At 62.8% G+C, this 15,765-nt stretch carries 23 protein-coding genes and 1 tRNA gene; 15 read left to right on the forward strand and 9 right to left on the reverse strand.

Features of this window, described 5'->3' with window-relative positions; genetic code table 11:
• Window positions 1-272: 272 nt before the first annotated feature.
• A complete protein-coding gene (locus tag AC1XDK_RS02815) occupies window positions 273-944 on the reverse strand; it encodes an MBL fold metallo-hydrolase (RefSeq protein WP_483348249.1) in 672 nt (223 codons plus the stop codon).
• A gap of 72 nt (window positions 945-1,016) precedes the next feature.
• On the opposite strand from AC1XDK_RS02815, the gene AC1XDK_RS02820 reads away from it, so the two are divergent.
• The 6 genes from AC1XDK_RS02820 (at window position 1,017) to AC1XDK_RS02845 (ending at window position 4,156) form a co-directional block, all read left to right on the forward strand.
• Window positions 1,017-1,250, forward strand: coding sequence for a DUF8142 family protein (locus tag AC1XDK_RS02820; protein ID WP_483348250.1), 234 nt, complete (start codon window positions 1,017-1,019; stop codon window positions 1,248-1,250).
• A 1-nt stretch (window position 1,251) separates the two neighbouring features.
• Window positions 1,252-1,563, forward strand: a complete 312-nt coding sequence (locus tag AC1XDK_RS02825) for a cupin domain-containing protein (protein WP_483348251.1) — start codon at window positions 1,252-1,254, stop codon at window positions 1,561-1,563.
• 69 nt (window positions 1,564-1,632) lie between these two features.
• On the forward strand, window positions 1,633-1,833 hold the full coding sequence (locus tag AC1XDK_RS02830) for a hypothetical protein (RefSeq protein WP_483348252.1): 201 nt from the start codon (window positions 1,633-1,635) through the stop codon (window positions 1,831-1,833).
• Window positions 1,834-1,940: 107 nt separating this feature from the next.
• On the forward strand, window positions 1,941-3,005 hold the full coding sequence (locus tag AC1XDK_RS02835; protein WP_483348253.1) for a thiamine pyrophosphate-dependent enzyme: 1,065 nt from the start codon (window positions 1,941-1,943) through the stop codon (window positions 3,003-3,005).
• Between the two features lie 153 nt (window positions 3,006-3,158).
• Window positions 3,159-3,506, forward strand: coding sequence for an ArsR/SmtB family transcription factor (locus tag AC1XDK_RS02840; protein WP_483348254.1), 348 nt, complete (start codon window positions 3,159-3,161; stop codon window positions 3,504-3,506).
• On the forward strand, window positions 3,503-4,156 hold the full coding sequence (locus AC1XDK_RS02845) for a DUF7521 family protein (protein ID WP_483348255.1): 654 nt from the start codon (window positions 3,503-3,505) through the stop codon (window positions 4,154-4,156). Before AC1XDK_RS02840 ends, AC1XDK_RS02845 begins: the two co-directional genes overlap by 4 nt.
• A gap of 9 nt (window positions 4,157-4,165) precedes the next feature.
• On the opposite strand, the gene AC1XDK_RS02850 is transcribed toward AC1XDK_RS02845, so the two are convergent.
• Window positions 4,166-4,915, reverse strand: coding sequence for a sensor domain-containing protein (locus tag AC1XDK_RS02850; RefSeq protein ID WP_483348256.1), 750 nt, complete (start codon window positions 4,913-4,915; stop codon window positions 4,166-4,168).
• A 242-nt stretch (window positions 4,916-5,157) separates the two neighbouring features.
• Between AC1XDK_RS02850 and AC1XDK_RS02855 the strand changes: the two genes are divergently transcribed.
• The 3 genes from AC1XDK_RS02855 to AC1XDK_RS02865 are packed head-to-tail and all read left to right on the forward strand — an operon-like array spanning window position 5,158 to window position 6,777.
• Entirely contained in the window at window positions 5,158-5,754 is a 597-nt protein-coding gene (locus tag AC1XDK_RS02855) for a halocyanin domain-containing protein (protein WP_483348257.1), read from the forward strand.
• Between the two features lie 2 nt (window positions 5,755-5,756).
• A complete protein-coding gene (locus AC1XDK_RS02860; protein WP_483348258.1) occupies window positions 5,757-6,395 on the forward strand; it encodes a hypothetical protein in 639 nt (212 codons plus the stop codon).
• Entirely contained in the window at window positions 6,385-6,777 is a 393-nt protein-coding gene (locus AC1XDK_RS02865; protein WP_483348259.1) for a DUF6220 domain-containing protein, read from the forward strand. Before AC1XDK_RS02860 ends, AC1XDK_RS02865 begins: the two co-directional genes overlap by 11 nt.
• A gap of 41 nt (window positions 6,778-6,818) precedes the next feature.
• Here AC1XDK_RS02865 and AC1XDK_RS02870 read toward each other — a convergent pair whose 3' ends face one another.
• Window positions 6,819-7,049 carry an Lrp/AsnC ligand binding domain-containing protein gene (locus AC1XDK_RS02870; protein WP_231185403.1) on the reverse strand — a complete coding sequence of 77 codons (231 nt, stop codon included), beginning with the start codon at window positions 7,047-7,049 and terminating at the stop codon, window positions 6,819-6,821.
• Window positions 7,050-7,222: 173 nt separating this feature from the next.
• On the opposite strand from AC1XDK_RS02870, the gene AC1XDK_RS02875 reads away from it, so the two are divergent.
• Window positions 7,223-7,912, forward strand: a complete 690-nt coding sequence (locus AC1XDK_RS02875) for a potassium channel family protein (protein WP_483348260.1) — start codon at window positions 7,223-7,225, stop codon at window positions 7,910-7,912.
• Between the two features lies 1 nt (window position 7,913).
• Window positions 7,914-8,144 (forward strand): Lrp/AsnC family transcriptional regulator, encoded by a 231-nt coding sequence (locus tag AC1XDK_RS02880; protein WP_483348261.1) that lies wholly within the window; start codon window positions 7,914-7,916, stop codon window positions 8,142-8,144.
• Window positions 8,145-8,257: 113 nt separating this feature from the next.
• Here AC1XDK_RS02880 and AC1XDK_RS02885 read toward each other — a convergent pair whose 3' ends face one another.
• The 4 genes from AC1XDK_RS02885 to AC1XDK_RS02900 all read right to left on the reverse strand — a co-directional run bounded on the left by AC1XDK_RS02885 (window position 8,258) and on the right by AC1XDK_RS02900 (window position 12,155).
• Complete coding sequence (locus tag AC1XDK_RS02885) at window positions 8,258-8,719, reverse strand: DUF5813 family protein (protein ID WP_483348262.1); 462 nt, start codon at window positions 8,717-8,719, stop codon at window positions 8,258-8,260.
• 33 nt (window positions 8,720-8,752) lie between these two features.
• Window positions 8,753-10,861, reverse strand: coding sequence for a hypothetical protein (locus AC1XDK_RS02890; RefSeq protein ID WP_483348263.1), 2,109 nt, complete (start codon window positions 10,859-10,861; stop codon window positions 8,753-8,755).
• Between the two features lie 12 nt (window positions 10,862-10,873).
• Window positions 10,874-11,797: a DUF7504 family protein gene (locus tag AC1XDK_RS02895; protein WP_483348264.1), complete on the reverse strand. Its 924-nt coding sequence runs from the start codon at window positions 11,795-11,797 to the stop codon at window positions 10,874-10,876.
• A 127-nt stretch (window positions 11,798-11,924) separates the two neighbouring features.
• Window positions 11,925-12,155 carry a hypothetical protein gene (locus AC1XDK_RS02900; RefSeq protein ID WP_483348265.1) on the reverse strand — a complete coding sequence of 77 codons (231 nt, stop codon included), beginning with the start codon at window positions 12,153-12,155 and terminating at the stop codon, window positions 11,925-11,927.
• Here AC1XDK_RS02900 and AC1XDK_RS02905 point away from each other — a divergent pair.
• Both AC1XDK_RS02905 and AC1XDK_RS02910 read left to right on the forward strand, forming a co-directional pair.
• Window positions 12,121-12,549 carry a hypothetical protein gene (locus AC1XDK_RS02905; protein WP_483348266.1) on the forward strand — a complete coding sequence of 143 codons (429 nt, stop codon included), beginning with the start codon at window positions 12,121-12,123 and terminating at the stop codon, window positions 12,547-12,549. The two genes, AC1XDK_RS02900 and AC1XDK_RS02905, sit on opposite strands and share 35 nt — an antisense overlap.
• A 36-nt stretch (window positions 12,550-12,585) precedes the next feature.
• Window positions 12,586-12,885: a hypothetical protein gene (locus AC1XDK_RS02910; RefSeq protein WP_483348267.1), complete on the forward strand. Its 300-nt coding sequence runs from the start codon at window positions 12,586-12,588 to the stop codon at window positions 12,883-12,885.
• Between the two features lie 261 nt (window positions 12,886-13,146).
• Here the strand turns inward: AC1XDK_RS02910 and AC1XDK_RS02915 are convergent.
• Window positions 13,147-13,231 (reverse strand) — tRNA-Leu (locus AC1XDK_RS02915).
• A gap of 88 nt (window positions 13,232-13,319) precedes the next feature.
• Here AC1XDK_RS02915 and AC1XDK_RS02920 point away from each other — a divergent pair.
• Together AC1XDK_RS02920 and AC1XDK_RS02925 are read left to right on the forward strand one after the other, a co-directional pair.
• Window positions 13,320-13,727, forward strand: a complete 408-nt coding sequence (locus AC1XDK_RS02920) for a desampylase (RefSeq protein ID WP_483348268.1) — start codon at window positions 13,320-13,322, stop codon at window positions 13,725-13,727.
• A 71-nt stretch (window positions 13,728-13,798) separates the two neighbouring features.
• Window positions 13,799-14,788, forward strand: a complete 990-nt coding sequence (locus AC1XDK_RS02925) for a C40 family peptidase (protein ID WP_483348269.1) — start codon at window positions 13,799-13,801, stop codon at window positions 14,786-14,788.
• On the opposite strand, the gene AC1XDK_RS02930 is transcribed toward AC1XDK_RS02925, so the two are convergent.
• Complete coding sequence (locus tag AC1XDK_RS02930; protein WP_483348270.1) at window positions 14,781-15,674, reverse strand: serine hydrolase; 894 nt, start codon at window positions 15,672-15,674, stop codon at window positions 14,781-14,783. The two genes, AC1XDK_RS02925 and AC1XDK_RS02930, sit on opposite strands and share 8 nt — an antisense overlap.
• Window positions 15,675-15,765 lie beyond the last annotated feature (91 nt).

Consider the following 15,765-nt stretch of genomic DNA (forward strand, 5'->3'; position numbering starts at 1 on the left):
CGAAAGTCCCCGTTCGTTTTCTGACTTTAGTTGCTCTCTGACTCGTGGTCGGTATTGCTGTGAGCCCAAGTACAGACGTCGATGAAACCGCACCGCGACAGCCACTCCCTCCCCAGCCGATTCCTTCGGTCGCTGGCTCCCTTCGTCATCCCTCGCACGACTTCACTGAGGCGACGCGGCTGAGAGTGGCCGCGTCGCCCCGCCAGCGCGCGCCACGTTGTTTGCTCGATTGGCGGTCAGGGCGTTTCCCCCTCGTTCGCGCGTTCGACGATTCACAACGAGTCGGCGAGTTCGCGGAGGCGCTCGCTCCCGTCGCGGAGGAAGGGGACGCCGTGGCCCATCGCGGCCACCTCGAAATCGGGGGTTCGGGATTCGAGCGACACGATGCTGTCGCGGACCGCCTCGGTGTCGTAGCTCATCGCCCACGCGGAAGCGGTCAGTTTCCCGTGGTCTTCGAAAACGAGGTCGCCGAGGAAGGCCACGTCCAGCGACTCGCTGACGTAGGCCATGTGGCCGGGCGAGTGGCCCGGCGTGGCGTAGGCAGTGAAACTCCCGATTTCGTCGCCGTCCTCGACGGTGATGACCTCCTCGTCGGGACTGGAGAGGAGCGGGCGCGTGGCGAGTTGGAACGCTCCCTTGTGGTTGTGCCAGTCGGGTGCGTCGGCCCCGGAGAGGAGCGGCGCGTCCGCTTCGCCGACGTGTATCGGCGCGTCGAACGGTAGGCGCGCGAGCGAGCCGACGTGGTCGAGGTCGTAGTGGGTTATCAGCACCCGGTCCACGTCGTTGATGGAGTACCCCGCCTCCCGGACGCCGCGCATGATGTCGCCGCTGTCGAAGGGCGTCCCGGCGTCCACGAGGGTCAGGTCGCTACCGTCGTCGGCGAGATAGCAGTTCACGCTCCCGAGGTCGAGCCACCACACGTCGTCCGCGAGTTGCGTCACCATACGGGGAGTACGACGGCCAGCCACTTGAGCGTAAACAGGTGATTTTTGGTTATCGGCGACGCAGTACACGGTATGGGAACGCCACTGCCGACCGAGACGCGCGACATCGACCGGTGGCGCGCGACGAAAGCCGTCTTTCCGTTTATGGCGCTCGGACTGATAGACTTGGTACTCATCCTCGGGTGGGGACTCAACCCGCTCTGGGGGTTCGCCATCCTCCCGCCGATGATATTCATCAGCGTGTTAGCGTGGATAAGCTTCAAGTCTGGATTCATCGACGAGAACGCGGAGTACGCGGAGGAGTAGCGTGTTGGACCGCACCCCCGACCTCGACCCGGACGACGGCGAGGTGCTGACGGAGGAACTGGTCGTCACCGACGACGTTCTGGTGAAGGCCTTCGCGCTTGGTTCCGGAGCGGAACTCAGCCCGCACGAACACGGCGACAGCACGAACGTCTTTCACGTCCTCTCGGGAGAGGTGACGGTGATTCAGGACGACGAGGAGGAGACGGTTTCCGCTCCCGGCGTCGTCCTCCACGAACGCGGCGTAGTCCACGGCGCGCGAAACGATTCGGACGACGTGGCGATGCTGACGGCGAGTCTCTGTCCGCTTCCGTGAGATAGGGGTATGTTTTCGTCGGTTTTGGTGCGGAAGATACTTATTCAGTCTCACCAACAATAACTAGCGATGAACCATTCCCTCCGACGGTTCGCACTTGGATTGTACGCCCTGTGGCTTCTCGCCACCGTCCTGCTGATTCTCGGAAAGTACACCCCGTTCCCGACGGTTCCGGTCGTCCACGATGCGGTCGTGTTCGGCGCAGTGATTCTGACGCTGGGCGGTGCCGGAAGGCTCGTTCGGGACGGCTATCGGCGATTCGTTGCGTAAGTCAGGAACGGTCTCGTCGTTGCAGTTCCGTCCAAGAATCCACGCACCCGTTAGCCGAGGTGGCCGCTTTCGGAACGACTTTGAAACCGCGATACATCCCCGCATGCATGAACCGAATCATCGGGGAACGCGAGTTGGATGAAACGCCGTTCTCAGCGGAAGCCGCCCGGGAGACGTTCGAACGGATGGTTCTCGCCCGGCGATTCGACGAGCGCGCAATCGCCCTCCAACGACGTGGCTGGATGAGCAGTTGGCCGCCGTACCGCGGACAGGAAGCCTCGCAGGTCGGTGCCGCGCTGGCGATGGCCGACGACGATTGGCTCTTTCCGACCTACCGCTCGAACGGGATGCAGGTCGCACGCGGCGTCCCCATCAGCGACATCCTGCTGTTCCGCCGTGGACGCCCGGAGTTCAACTCCGACCACGACGTCCCCACCTTCCCGCAAGCGGTTCCCATCGCCACGCAAATCCCACACGCGGCGGGCGCGGGCATGGCGATGAACTACCGCGGTGACGAGGACGCCGTGTTGTGTTACTTCGGCGACGGCGCGACGAGCGAGGGCGACTTCCACGAGGGACTGAACTTCGCGGGCGTGTTCGACGCGCCGGTCGTCTTCTTCTGTGAGAACAACAACTGGGCCATCAGCCTTCCGCGACACAAACAGACCGCGAGCGAGAGCATCGCCGTCAAGGCAGAAGCCTACGGCTTCGATGGCGTGCAGGTGGACGGCAACGACCCGTTGGCGGTCCGCGAGACGGTCGCCGACGCGCTCGACTCCGCCCGGAAGGGCGAACCAGTCCTCGTCGAGAGTCTCACGTACCGACAGGGTGCCCACACCACGAGCGACGACCCCAGCAAGTACGAGGACGTGGAACGGGACCTGCCGGAGTGGCGAAAGGCCGACCCCCTCGAACGCTACGAGACGTGGCTCCGCGAGCGGGACCTCGTCGACGACGAGTTCGTCGAGGCTGCCTACGACGAGGCGGACGAAATCCTCGCGGAGGCCGTCGAGGAAGCCGAAGCCGTCGAGGAAGCCGAAGCCGTCGAGGACCCCGACCCGCACGACGTGTTCGACCGGGTGTACGCGGACGTTCCGCCGCGCCTCCGCGAGCAGCGAGAGTGGCTCGACTCGTTCCTCGAAGACCACGACGTGTACGAACTGGAACACTGAGAGAAACCGCGTTTTTCCCGAGTCGCAGAACCGGCGACCGTGGCTGTCCGTTTAAGTCGAACGGGTTCGAACACCCACCGAGTTCATGCCCGTACCGACCGCCGGAACCGACCGTCGTCATCTCCACGGACGAACCCATACCCGCCGAGTGGAATGACCGAGGAGAGCGAGGTACGGGCCATCGCCGCGCTCCTCGAAGACGAGTACGCCCATGCCATCCTCCGCCATACGAGCGAGCAACCCATGTCCGCGAACGAACTGAGCGACGCGTGCGACGCATCGGTTTCCACTGTGTATCGCCGTATCGAACGACTGCAGGAACGCGACCTGCTCGCGGAGGAACTGGAACTCGACAGGGATGGCCATCACTACAAGACGTACAGCGCGCGCCTCGACAGAATCGAAATCGAACTGGTCGACGGCAGATTCGAAATCGAGGTCACGTATCGTGAGGAGAACGCCGCCGACCGGTTCACCGACCTGTTCGAGGGGTTGCGATGATTTCGACGCTCCAGACGACAGCGACGGGCGGGTCGCCCCTCGTTATCGCTCTCGTGTTCGTCTGCTTGCTCCTCACCTCCGTGCTGTCGCTCGCCGTCGCGGGACTGGTGGTTCGCGGCTATCGCCGGAACCGGGACGGGGCGCGACTGTGGCTGGCACTCGGGCTGATACTGCTCACGACGGGTCCGATCGCGTTACAACTCGTCCTGACGAATCTCACCGGTGTCTCGGCCGTCGACCGGTCGGCGGCCGCCAACGCGAGCAAACTGCTCGGACTCGGTGCCGTGCTGTACGCGATTTACGGCGTCACACGACCCCGGCCGCCACAGGAAGGGGGAGAGAAGGCAGGGCTCTCCCTCTTTCCCTTCGCGGCCGCGAACGCGGAGACGCTCGCCCTCGGCTTCTCCGGAATCACCGGCATCGTGGGGTTGTTCGTCGCGTCGGTGGCCTATCGCGGCTACCGGCGCAACGAGAGCAGACCGATGCTGTATTTGGCCCTCGGAATCGTCCTCCTCACGGCGGTTCCCGCCGCGGTGAACGTCCTGTTGACCGCCTCGGCGGGAGCGACCGACGCGGAAATCCTGCTGTCCCTCACCGTCTCCCACCTCTGCGGCGTGGTGTCGATTCTGTACGCCCTCAGGCGGGCGTGAGCGGTTCAGTTACGTTCGGTCCGCGTCCGGTTCAGGCGGCGACGTCCGCAACATGATTCGCGCGTATCGAGCCCAGAGACGAGCGAGGCCGTTCAGCAGCGAGAACGAGCACAACAGCAGGAACGCGCCGAGACACGCGACGAGGAGGGCACCCGGAAGCGTCTCCACGTGCCACGACCCGAGTTCGAACGTCGTCGTGAGACCGACGAGCAGGTTGTCCCACCCGAACAGGACGTCGAGGGTGAAACGGCGGGTCGGAATCGGGGAGAACGCGACGACCGACGAGCGGGAGTAGTAGAACGGCGCGAGCAGGAAACTCCCCGCCGTCGCCACCAGCCACCACATGAGGCTGAAGGCGAACGTCCCGTAGACGAACTCGCTGAGCAGATAGGCGACGGCCTTCCACGTGCGAGTGTCGGTGACGAGGTGTTTCGTACGGTTCCAGTGGCCAGGCCGCGGTTCGGCGGGAGACGACGGGATTTCGACGTCGAGCAACGACCCGACGAGCCGTCGTTCGACGTCCGCCAACCCGACGGCTAATGCGAGCAACAGGACGACGAGCGGAATCCCGACGAGAACGACGACGAGTCCGACGGCGAACGGAAATCCGACCGATAACAGGGTGAAGTAGGCGAGACCCAGCGGAAACATCAGCAAGACGTAACAGAGGTTACGGTACGTCTGAAGCCGCATCGGGGCGCGGAGTAGCCGCCCGAAGCGGCCGGTGTCGTTCGCACGGGACGAAGGGTGAACCGACATCGGTCTATCTTCGGTGAGCAACCCTCAAATGTCTATCCGTCGCCGAAACCGGTTCTGCGTGCCGAGGCGGCGAAGCGACGGAGTGAGAGAACCAACGGGGAGACGAAAACGCCGCCACTCGGCACGATTTCAACCCGGCAGAGTTACTTTTGGTATATAGCTGTTGTGGAGGCTCGCCGAGGCTGCGACCGTGCTATCCGGATTATCCCCGTCCCCAGTGACGGTGTTACCGGAGACAGACGATGGCTGCAAAACGAACCGACCAGCGACGGCGACGCGACGCCACCGGGTCGCCGACTGAACGTGACCGAGCGCACGAAGAGAGATTCGAACCGACAGCGACCAATCGACGGGGGCTCCTCCGGGCGGCCGGAGGCCTCGCCGCCGTCGGCCTCCTCGCCGGGTGTACCGGCGACGGAAACGACGGCGGACCGAATGGTTCCGACGATGGAGGACCGAGCGTGGAGGAGTGGCTCTCGGGGACGGACAACTACGGGTCCGTGACGGATATGACCGGCGAGGAGGCCGTCACCGTCGAAGTCGGCCCGTCGGGGAACGAGTACGCGTTCGAACCGGCGGCGATTCGAATTTCATCGGGAACGACGGTCACGTGGAAGTGGAAAGGGAGCGGCTATCACAACGTCGTCGCGTCGGACGGCGAGTTCGAAAGTGGACATCCGGAGCGGAAGGCGACCTTCCGACACTCGTTCGAATCGACCGGAACGGTGCTTTACTACTGCAAACCCCACGAATCGATGGGGATGAAGGGTGCCATCGTGGTCGCGAACGGGAACGGAGGAACGGACGCTGACGAACGGCCGAATCCAACGGGGGCGTGACGATGACAACCGATACGGCACCGAACGAACGGAGCATCTCGTCCCCGGAGTGGTGGACGGCTCAACGAACGAAGTCGGCCGGAGTCGGCGGCATCGTCGGGGGCGTCGGCCTGCTCGCGCTTTCGTTCGGTCGAACCGGAGGTGGGTTCGAACCCGGGGCGGTGGGAGCCCTCTACCCCGTCGGCTACGTGCTGCTGGCGGTCCCGTTGCTGGCGGCGAACGCCCGATACGGGTTCGACTACGGTCGCCGTGGTCGCACTGTCGCCACCGTATTTTTGGTCTCGCTGTTGAGCTATGCGGCCTCGACAATCCTATTGCTCACGAGTCGCATCGTCTTCGGGTCGCCGCTCGTTCCGGTCGGGGCCCTCATTGGAATCGCGTACATCGCGATACGCCTGTTCGGAAGCCTCTTCGGGGTCGTGCTGTGGCGACGGACGGCCGTGAACGGACTGACGGCGGCGTTGTTCGTCAGTATCGTGCCCGCGATTTTCCTCCTCGGTCCGCTCGCCGCCATCGGCTATCCGGGCGTGTGGGTCGAATCGCCGCTCTATCTGGCAAGCATCGCCCTCGGGTACGAACTCCTGACGGTTGAAAGGGAAGCGGTGGAAAACGAGGGAAAGGCAGAGACCCATGTCCGATAGCGACCGAGTTTCCCGACGAACGCGGTGGTCCCGCTACGGGTACGCCGGCCTGATGGCACTCTTTACCGTCTGCGTCCTCGTCCAGCTATACGTCGCGGGAATGGCGGTCTTCATCGACCCGACGAACTGGACACTTCACACGGGATTCGTCCACGTCTTCGAGTTCGTCCCCGTTCCGTTGCTCGTCGTCGCGTATCTGGGGGGACTACCACGGCCACTCAAATGGACACCGGTCGTCCTCTATCTGCTCGTCGGGGTTCAGTATGCGACGGCCCATCAGTTCGGTACCTACGTCGCCGCGATTCATCCGGTGAACGCGATGGTGATATTCGGCGTGGCGGCGGGTGCGACGAAACGAGCGTGGTCGTGGACGGGTCCCTAAAAACGACACCGTGACCAATGGGGTTCGAACGTCGTCTAGAATCAGTCGATGGCGATATACGTTTTCGTGTCCACGACGCCGTCGAGGCCTTGAATGGCGGACGAGGAGGTCTGGAGGACCTCGTACACTTCGTCCGTGTCCACCTCGACGACGATGTCGTAGTCCCCGGCGACGATATGCGCTTCTCCCACGTTCTCCAGGCCACGCACCGATTCGAGCAACCCTTGGGACTTTCCGGCGGCCGTGTTCACCATGATAAACGCGTGTACCATTATGCCGTGTGATACTCTATCATGCGAGAAAAACCTTTGCCCGGGTCGAACTGACGACGCGAATTCTCCGGACATCTCCGTTCCGTACCGCGAACCATCCGCTCTCGAGATGCATTGAGTACGGGGTCCTCTCCGGAGAAAGCTTATTCAACCCCTCTATCGTACGGAGTGACATGCGATTCGTTATCATAGGTGCTGGGAGGGTCGGCCTACGAACCGCCCGCGTCCTTCGGGAGGAGGGTCACGAGGTGGTGCTGGTAGAAAACGACGCGAACAAAGCGAAACGTGCGCGCACCGACGGCTTCGAGGTAATCGAAGGGGACGGGTCGCACGAGTCGGTTCTCGAACAGACGGACCTCGACAGGGCGGATGCCCTCGGCGGACTGACGGGAGATTTGAACGTCAACTTCGCGGCCTGCATGGTCGGCAAACATCACGGCTGTCGGACCATCCTTCGCATCGACAACGACTACCGAGAGGACATCTACCGCAAGTTCGCGAGCGACGTGGACGAGGTGGTCTACCCGGAACGATTAGGCGCTATCGGTGCGAAAAACGCTCTCCTCGGTGGGAACATCCGCGCCATCGCCGATATCGCACAGAACCTGCAGGTGGTCGAACTCACTATCACCGAGGAGTCCCCCATGCGCGGGTACTCCATCAGCGAACTCGAACTGCCGGCCGACGCGCGGATTCTCGCGTTCGGGAAACACGGCGATAGAATCGGCATCCCGCTGCCCGACGACTCACTCGAAGTCGGGGACAGAGTGGCCGTCCTCGCCGATTTCGGGGTGTTAGACGACGTTCGGAGAATCCTCGTCGGCAACGGCAGTCGGGCGGCAGCGGGAGCGGGAGGTGTCTGAGATGGTCGCCGCATACATCATGGTCAAGGCGAATACGGGCGAGGCGGACCGATTGAAAAACACGATACTCGACATCGACGGCGTCGAGGATGCCCACATCGTCGCCGGAGACGTGGACCTCATCGTGAAGGTGAACGTCGAGAACCCCGCGGAAGTGAAGACCGTCGCCGCCGACGGAATTCAGGGCGTTCAGGGTGTCGAGGACACTCAAACGTACATCTCGATGGACTGACCTCGGACAGGAGAGAATCGCAGACGACGCACTTCGCGTCCGGTAGCTTTTCGCGTTCGGTAGCCTCTTCCGTCAGTCGATGTCGGCGCACGCGATTTATCACTTACCGATAGCTAGTCGTACGACTGGTGTGCCCGGTCCAACATCCCGGCGGCGGGTTCGTCGTAGTCGTATCCCGGTATGAGACCCTGCATCCACGTTCCTTCGGCGAAATCGACGATGGCCTTCGCGTCCTCCGCCGCCTTGTCGGGGTAGCCCGAAAACGCGACTTCGAGGACGACGACGTCGTCCGAGCGTTCTATCGTCGGTGGCGTCACCTCGTCCGCCGAAACGACCGTGTGGGCGTCTTCCAACCGGAGTTCGAGCGTTTCGAACCAGCCCGTTTCCACCACGTCGGCGACCGAATCGTCGGAGACGACGGCCGAAAGCGTCGGCATTCGGACGGTTACTTCGACGGGGTCGGAGAGGGACACGCGACCGTCGAACGGCGTCGTGGTCACGACGAAGGTGTCGTCATCCCGCTCGAAACCGTCGTGCAGGCGAAACGGACGTTCGACTGCGTTCGTTTTCGTCATTGACTGTCGGTAGGACCGGCGAACGGAAGGGCGTTACGAGAAGTCGCGTTCGACGTCGACCTCCGGTGTCCAGTACAGGTCGTCGTCGTAGACGACTGCCGTCTCCTCGAAGCCTAAATACCGTTGTAGTTCCTCGCCGGAGACGGTGAACGTCGGCAGGGCGCCGCCGAGGAGGTAGGCCATCCGTTCGTCATCGATGTAGGGAACGACCAACGAACCGACGGAGTGGCGGTTCGTCGAGTACGTTCGGACTCCGAGTTCGTACTCGTCGTCCCCGAGCGGTTCGACCGTGAATACCAACGGCGCACTCTCCGATTGGACGACTTGGACGCTACCGTCGCCGACGGCCACGTACTGGTTTCCGACGAGGCGCCGTCGTTTCGCAATCGAGAGGGCAGAGCGGAGCGGAAACCCGGCGTTGAGCAGTTTAGCGATGGTTCGGCCGATGACCGTCGCACCCGCGTTTCCGATTTCGCTGTAGGTGACGATGCCGCCGATGCTCCCCGCCTCGACGAGGCGCTTTCCGGGGACGTAGGACCGGCACGCGTTCAGCAGAAACATATCGACGTTGACGTCCGTCACGTCGTCGGGGCGGAGGAGGCCGTCGTGGCAGACGAACGCCTCGTTCTCGACGTGGCCGATGTAGTGGAAGAAGTCCGTCGGCCTGCACAGGTGGTCCCGGAGTTCCGCCGTCGAGCAGTTCCGGTCAACCGTTACGTCGAACGGCAGGTCGTCGTGGCTGTACAGCGTGTCCCGATACTCCGCTCGCATCTTCGGGTCGTTGCAGACGATGGTGATTCGCGGGTCGTCCGCCGACCCGTCGCGGCCGACGCGATGTTCGAACCCGGACTTGGCGAGTTTGTTGCCGCCGACCGGCGCACCCGTTCCGAGCCACGCATGTTCGAGCGTTTCCGTCTCCGGCGGAACGACGTACTCCTCGTTGGGAATGGGCTCCGACGGATACCGACGGTCCACCTCCGTCGACCGGGTGAACGCCGCGACATCCGTTGCCGACGTTACCGTCGTGCTGGACTCGTGGTCCGTCGTCGCCACGCCGATTGTCGGGAGGTCCCGGATAACGTACGGGAGTTCGGCCACGTTTCCCGGCTCAGCGGTCGTTTGCACCGAGAGTCGCCACGTCGGGAGCGTGTCCTCGAAAATCGAAAAGGGAACGTCGAGATACGCGTCCAGACGGTCGGAAATCGACGCGTCGTAGAGCGTTTCGAAGTCGAGGTCGACGAGCGATTCGACCGCGCGTCGTTCGTGTAACTCCATCCGGTAGAGGCCCTCGGTTCGGGTGAGGCAGTCGAAAAACAGCGTCTGTTTGAGGACGCGTCCCACTTCGCCCTCGAAGCCGCGTTTCGGATGGGTGAGTGGATACGTCCCCTGTTCCGTGACGATTCGGGGTGTGTTCCCGGGGACGACCGTCGCACCGAGGTAGTACGCGAGCGAGGCGACCGGAAAGATGGATTCGAATGCGGGCGGGACTTCGATGGTCACGCCCGTTTCGGGGGGTTGCATGTCGTCCGGTACGTGCAGTTCGTCGCCGAACTCGACCGTCGGGGGATGGCCGCGAAGGGTGGGAAACGACCGTTCGGGGCTGGTCGTCTTCAACGCCGACCCGAACGAGGAAACCGCCGCCATCACGTCAACCGGGTCGGTCGTCGTCGTTACCGTCCCCGCCGGGCGGGTGTGAGCGGAGCGAGCGCCGATTTCGACGGCCGTTTCGTCGCCGAACGAGAGGGTGAGTTCGTCCTCTCCGATGTCGAAATCGAGCGAAGAATTCACTCGAAGATACGTCTTGACCGTCGTCGTCAGTTCGATGTAGTACTCGTCGGACGGAAGCGTGGCTGCCGTCTCGTGGTCGATAGTGACGAGGAGTTCGCCCGACGTGTCGCGGACGAAGGCAGATACCATGGACGGAAACTCGATTCTGTCGGTTCGAACGCGCGCCACCGCACCGACGGGCGCGTCGAACCCCTCGACTGAAACCGGGTGAGGGTCCACGTGTCGGGATGTTCCAATGACGTACAGACACCGGTCGAGCGGGTCGATGACGGTCAGTCCCGGTCGGTCCTCTCGGGGTCGAAATATCGGCTCTACGCTTCGGCCGACGGTGTCGGGAACGGGTACGTCACTCATGGTTTGCGGGTTTCAGAGGTCGAACCACTCGGTCGTATAGCTCGTCTCCCGGAGATGCCAGCGTTGTTCCGGGCCTCTGTCGCCGGCCCGAAGTTCGATTATCGCGTCGAACCGGTGTGCGATGGCGCGAACGTATGACGAGTCCCGGTCGATGGGAAGGACGTAATGACCCATGCCGTAAACGTCCTTGATGTGATGGCAGAGGGTTTCAAGGAACGCGTCGACCTCGGCTTCGTCGTTGTTTTCCACCAACGGGCGAAGCGTGTCGAAGCAGAAGCGAAGCTCCGCGGGTGCGAACCCGCTGCGTTCCGAATCGAGTCGTTCGATGGTGGCGACGATTTCGTCACGGAACGCCTCGATGTCTCCCCCCACGTGTTCGACGGTCGGGTCGGTCCGCATCACGCTGCCAGCGGCCGCGGAACGAGCGCCGGAGTGATAGTCGACGATGTGGGCGTCCGACCCGGCCGAACCCGCCGAGGAGAGACGGTCGCGAGCGGTGGAGATACTGCGGTCGTGAAGCGCAAAGAGCCGAGTCCGTTTGCGGGTCGAATCGCCGAGGAGCGGAACGCTGGCGGCGTCCACGACGGAATCCGGAACGGACCCGACGACGAGGAGGTTGCCGCCGAGTTGCTTGATGCGCGCGAGGCCCGGTTGGACGGTGATCATTCCATCACCGCGGACGGTCACGTGGTGGCCGTAGAGCGAAAACGAGAGTCGGCCCCCGCGTCGAGAAGTGCCGTCGTCGCGCGACTTGAAGAGTTTATCGAGGGCCTCGGGGTCGATGACGTCGTAGAGCTGCTCGGGGATGTCCGCCGGTTCGACGCCCGCCACGTCCGCGACAGCCACCGTCACCGTCGTACTGAGTGACTGCGGGCTGGAGAGGTCGTGTTGCACGCGGTGAACGTCGCGCGTGTCAGGGGAACCATCCTCATTCATATACTTTTTAAGGTTCTGTGAGCGAGAGTGAAAAACCCATCGTCATTTATCTGACATTGGGTTCGAACGTGCGGTATTTAGTCGGTTCCCGCGCTTGATAAGCGAATCACGAAATCGCCATCGAGATTCATTCTACCCATTCATACGCACGGGAGAACATCCACGGAACGCCGATAAGCATACACCCGAGACAAACCACGAAGAGAGCCAAAATCTCTCCGACGGACCAACCCACGGAACCGCCACCGCCGTCACTGGGTGGGGCGAAGTTTCCGGCGCTCTCCGACGTGTTTCCGTTCGCCGTCGAACCGTTCGGGGCGGAGATGGCGTTCGTCGTCTCCTTCTCGGTCGTCGTCACCATCGGCGTCGTTTCGCGTGCGGTATCGGTCGTTTCGGTCGAAGTCTCCGATGACGTGGAAGAATCCGCCTCGGTCGATGCTCGGGTCGTTTCCGTCGTGAGGGTCGCTGGCGTCGTAGTAGTCGTCGATACTCGGGTGGTCGGCGTTGCTGTCGTGGACGACGTGGTGGTAGATGGTTGCGTTGTGCTGGTAGACGGTGGGGGCGTGGTAGACGTCGTGGAAGTCGACGGAACGGTCGTTGTCGGCGGCGGTGCTGTCGTGGTCGTCGTTGTCGGCGGCGGTGCTGTCGTGGTCGTCGTTGTCGGCGGCGGTGCTGTCGTGGTCGTCGTTGTGGTCGTTGTGGTCGTAGTCGTTGTCGTAGTGGCCGTAGTAGTCGTGGTCGTCGTCGGCTGAGGCGTCGTTGTAGTCGTGGTGGACGTGGTTGTCGCTGTGGTCGTACCGGTCGTCGTAGTCGTCGAAGTATCGGTAGTCGTGGTTGTGCTAGTCGTCGTTTCCGTCGTAGTCGTTCCGGTCGTCGTGGACGAGGGCGTCGTCGTGTTGGTAGTGGTCGTGTTGGTAGTGGTCGTATTGATCGTCGTGTTAGTGGTGGTCGCCGTCGAGTTCGTCGTCGGCGCGAGTGCGAGCGCCGAACCGCCACCGCCTCCGATTAACGGGGTGGAATGCCCGACGACGAGGAGCCCCGCGATGAGTAAAAGAATGAGTACACGGGGCACCGACGTTCGCGTCTGAACCGAAACCATGGGTCGATGCTCATCGATTTTCAGCACCGGTTGATTATTGTTACGATTATTCGGCACAAAGGTAAATATCGTTCAATAATTTTGGCTGATTGGTATTGTTTGTGTAGGATTCAAGAACGTACTTTGAAACGTTCAATAATCATAGATGGAAGGTTGCACACGTATTCGGCAGGCGTGATAGCGTCTCACATCTTCGTATCGAACATCTTCGTATTTTACAACAAGTTATAATTCGGACGGTTCCGGGGAATGCGAGGGATGGGATTCGAACCCATGGACGTCTACACGAGCGGGTCTTAAGCCCGCCGCCGTTGGCCTAGCTTGGCAACCCTCGCGCGTCAGTCGATTACCGCTACCCGCGCAAGTGGGTTTCGGTTGGGGGTGGCCTCCCCGTTTATACGGCTTCGAATCGAATCCACTTCCATGCTCGCCCTCTCGCGCGAAGCGTACGATACGCTCATCAGTCGCTCGCGCCGAGGCCGCCCCGACGAAATCTGCGGCATTCTCGCCGGAACTCGCGGCGACCACACGGCCGTCGAGGAGGTGTTCCACGCCGAAAACGTCGCGGCGGACACGCGAACGAACTACGAAATCGACCCGGAGGAGCAACTCGCGGTCATGGACCGAATCGAGGAAGACGGCCGGGAGGTCGTCGGCTTCTACCACTCCCATCCGCTCGGTCCGGACGAACCCAGCGAAACCGACGCCGCGGACGCGACGTGGGACGGATACTCGTACGTCATCGTCTCGCTGAACGGGTCACACCCGTTCGTCGGGTCGTGGCGCTGGACCGGGGGGCGGTTCGAACCGGAAGTGGTGTGTCTGGAGTAAACAACGGGTTCCGACTCGGACGGTAGCCAACTAGGGTATGGATTTTTTACGTCGCTTCGAACAGAGGGGACATGGACGAGACGGAACCCATCGACGGGACCGGACCATCGGACCCGACCCATCGCGCGAAACTGGCGCTACAGCGCTGTGAGACGAGACACGCACCCGATTCGCGGGTGGTCGTCTTCGACGTAACTCCCGAGTCGGACGGCGACGGAATCGAACTCCGCGGGACGGTTTCCACTCCCCGTCTCGAACTGAAAGCACGCGAGGAGGTCGCCCGCGCGACGGGACGAGCGACGAGCGGCGAACTCACCGTTCTCGAACCGCTCCGAACGGACGGGACCGTCACGCGGCCCGTCGTTCCGGTTCTGGGGGACGCGGACGACGACGCGGAGCAGGTAACACAGGTTCTGTACGGCGCGCGAGTCGCCGTCTTCGACCACGACGGCGACTGGGCGCGAGTGCTGACACCCGACGGCTATCTCGGTTGGGTCGATGAGAGCGTCCTCGGCGAAGTGCAAGTCGAAGACACGAACGCCGTCGTTGCCCACGATACGACGACGACCGGCGGAGAGACGGTGTACGCTGGAACCCCCTGCCGAATCGATGGCGAAAGCGAATCGACTGCTGTCTTCCGAACCGGGGAAGAGGTCTCACCGAACGAGGCGGTTCAGCGGACACCCGGGAACCCCACCGGAGAGGATGTCGTCGAAGTCGCACGGGCGTTCCTCGGGACGGAGTACGACTGGGGCGGCATGACGAGCGAGGGTATCGACTGTTCGGGATTGGCGTGGATTTCCTATCGGGTCAACGGCCTCATCCTTCCGCGCGACGCGGACCAACAGCGAGTCATGGGCCAATCGGTCGAACGCGACGAACTCCGTCCGGGCGACTTGCTCTTTTTCCCCGGCCACGTCGCCGTCAGCCTCGGCGGCGACGAGTACGTTCACGCCTACGGCAGTGCAGAAGCGGTCGTTATCAACAGTCTCGACCCGGAAAGCGACTCGTACATCGCCGACTTGGACGAGACGTTCGAACTCGCTCGACGCCTCATCTGAGCCACGAAAACACTGCGTCGCCGATTTCGGCGATGGCGTCCGCTGCGTCGGCACCCGTGTCGGGAGTCGCCCCCTCAGTTTCCGATTCCGTCCCGCCGACGCCGTCGACGAAGACTGAGAAGACGAGCGGTCGGTCCCGATTCGAAACCGACAGAAATCCGGCGTCGAGGGCGGCGGTCGGAAGCCGTCCGGTTTTGTGTGCGACGTCGGTTTCGTAGGGGAGATAGCGCGGAACCATCGACGCGTCCTTCTGTTCGTCGAGCGGGACGGTCATCCGTTCGTAGGCGGTCGAAGAGAGCGTCGTCTCGCACACGAGGTCCGCGAAGAACCGCGCACAATCGAGCGGCGTGGTCGCGTTCGTCGGTTCGCCCGCGGGAACGTGTACGTCGAACTCTTCGAACTCAGTGTCTTCGAGCGTCGTCATCATCTTTCGCGCGAGGCGGGTTCGTTCCATGCCGAGGCGGGCCGCGGCGTCGTTCACCGCCGGCATCCCCAACCGGTCGATGAGTTGGTTCGTCGCGGCGTTGTCGCTCACCGAAATCATCGCACGCGCGAGGTCTTCGACCGTCGGCGTGGCGTCGAGGAGGTGCAACAATCCGCTTCCGCCGACGCGATTTTCGGGCGAGAGCGGACAGGGGCGGTCGAGTTCCGCGAGTCGGTCGTCGGCATCGTACCGCTCGTAGAGGGCGTAGAGGACGGGGAGTTTGATGGTACTCGCGCTCTGGAAGACGCGCGTTTCGTCGCCGGAACAGACGACGTCGAACTCGTTCGGGCCGGACGGAAATCCGAGAAAGACGCCGAGGTGGCCGTCGACGGTTTCGCCGTACTCGGCGATGACGGCCGACAGTTCGTCGCGCGTGTCGATGTTCGGTGTTTCAGGACGCATCGGTCACCGACTCCGGTTTCGTGGCCATGCCGACACACTGGTCTCTCACACCTACAAATAGTTTCGCGTCGGGGAGGTTTCGATGGCGGCA

It is taken from the genome of Haladaptatus sp. HS23 (assembly GCF_056892285.1).

Excerpts from the sequence above, each read along its gene's own strand:
- AC1XDK_RS02815 (WP_483348249.1), bottom strand. The coding sequence starts at position 944 with ATGGTGACGCAACTCGCGGACGACGTGTGGTGGCTCGACCTCGGGAGC.
- AC1XDK_RS02820 (WP_483348250.1), top strand. The coding sequence starts at position 1,017 with ATGGGAACGCCACTGCCGACCGAGACGCGCGACATCGACCGGTGGCGC.
- AC1XDK_RS02830 (WP_483348252.1), top strand. The coding sequence starts at position 1,633 with ATGAACCATTCCCTCCGACGGTTCGCACTTGGATTGTACGCCCTGTGG.
- AC1XDK_RS02835 (WP_483348253.1), top strand. The coding sequence starts at position 1,941 with ATGAACCGAATCATCGGGGAACGCGAGTTGGATGAAACGCCGTTCTCA.
- AC1XDK_RS02840 (WP_483348254.1), top strand. The coding sequence starts at position 3,159 with ATGACCGAGGAGAGCGAGGTACGGGCCATCGCCGCGCTCCTCGAAGAC.
- AC1XDK_RS02845 (WP_483348255.1), top strand. The coding sequence starts at position 3,503 with ATGATTTCGACGCTCCAGACGACAGCGACGGGCGGGTCGCCCCTCGTT.
- AC1XDK_RS02850 (WP_483348256.1), bottom strand. The coding sequence starts at position 4,915 with ATGTCGGTTCACCCTTCGTCCCGTGCGAACGACACCGGCCGCTTCGGG.
- AC1XDK_RS02855 (WP_483348257.1), top strand. The coding sequence starts at position 5,158 with ATGGCTGCAAAACGAACCGACCAGCGACGGCGACGCGACGCCACCGGG.
- AC1XDK_RS02860 (WP_483348258.1), top strand. The coding sequence starts at position 5,757 with ATGACAACCGATACGGCACCGAACGAACGGAGCATCTCGTCCCCGGAG.
- AC1XDK_RS02865 (WP_483348259.1), top strand. The coding sequence starts at position 6,385 with ATGTCCGATAGCGACCGAGTTTCCCGACGAACGCGGTGGTCCCGCTAC.
- AC1XDK_RS02870 (WP_231185403.1), bottom strand. The coding sequence starts at position 7,049 with ATGGTACACGCGTTTATCATGGTGAACACGGCCGCCGGAAAGTCCCAA.
- AC1XDK_RS02875 (WP_483348260.1), top strand. The coding sequence starts at position 7,223 with ATGCGATTCGTTATCATAGGTGCTGGGAGGGTCGGCCTACGAACCGCC.
- AC1XDK_RS02880 (WP_483348261.1), top strand. The coding sequence starts at position 7,914 with ATGGTCGCCGCATACATCATGGTCAAGGCGAATACGGGCGAGGCGGAC.
- AC1XDK_RS02885 (WP_483348262.1), bottom strand. The coding sequence starts at position 8,719 with ATGACGAAAACGAACGCAGTCGAACGTCCGTTTCGCCTGCACGACGGT.
- AC1XDK_RS02890 (WP_483348263.1), bottom strand. The coding sequence starts at position 10,861 with ATGAGTGACGTACCCGTTCCCGACACCGTCGGCCGAAGCGTAGAGCCG.
- AC1XDK_RS02895 (WP_483348264.1), bottom strand. The coding sequence starts at position 11,797 with ATGAATGAGGATGGTTCCCCTGACACGCGCGACGTTCACCGCGTGCAA.
- AC1XDK_RS02905 (WP_483348266.1), top strand. The coding sequence starts at position 12,121 with ATGGCGTTCGTCGTCTCCTTCTCGGTCGTCGTCACCATCGGCGTCGTT.
- AC1XDK_RS02920 (WP_483348268.1), top strand. The coding sequence starts at position 13,320 with ATGCTCGCCCTCTCGCGCGAAGCGTACGATACGCTCATCAGTCGCTCG.
- AC1XDK_RS02925 (WP_483348269.1), top strand. The coding sequence starts at position 13,799 with ATGGACGAGACGGAACCCATCGACGGGACCGGACCATCGGACCCGACC.
- AC1XDK_RS02930 (WP_483348270.1), bottom strand. The coding sequence starts at position 15,674 with ATGCGTCCTGAAACACCGAACATCGACACGCGCGACGAACTGTCGGCC.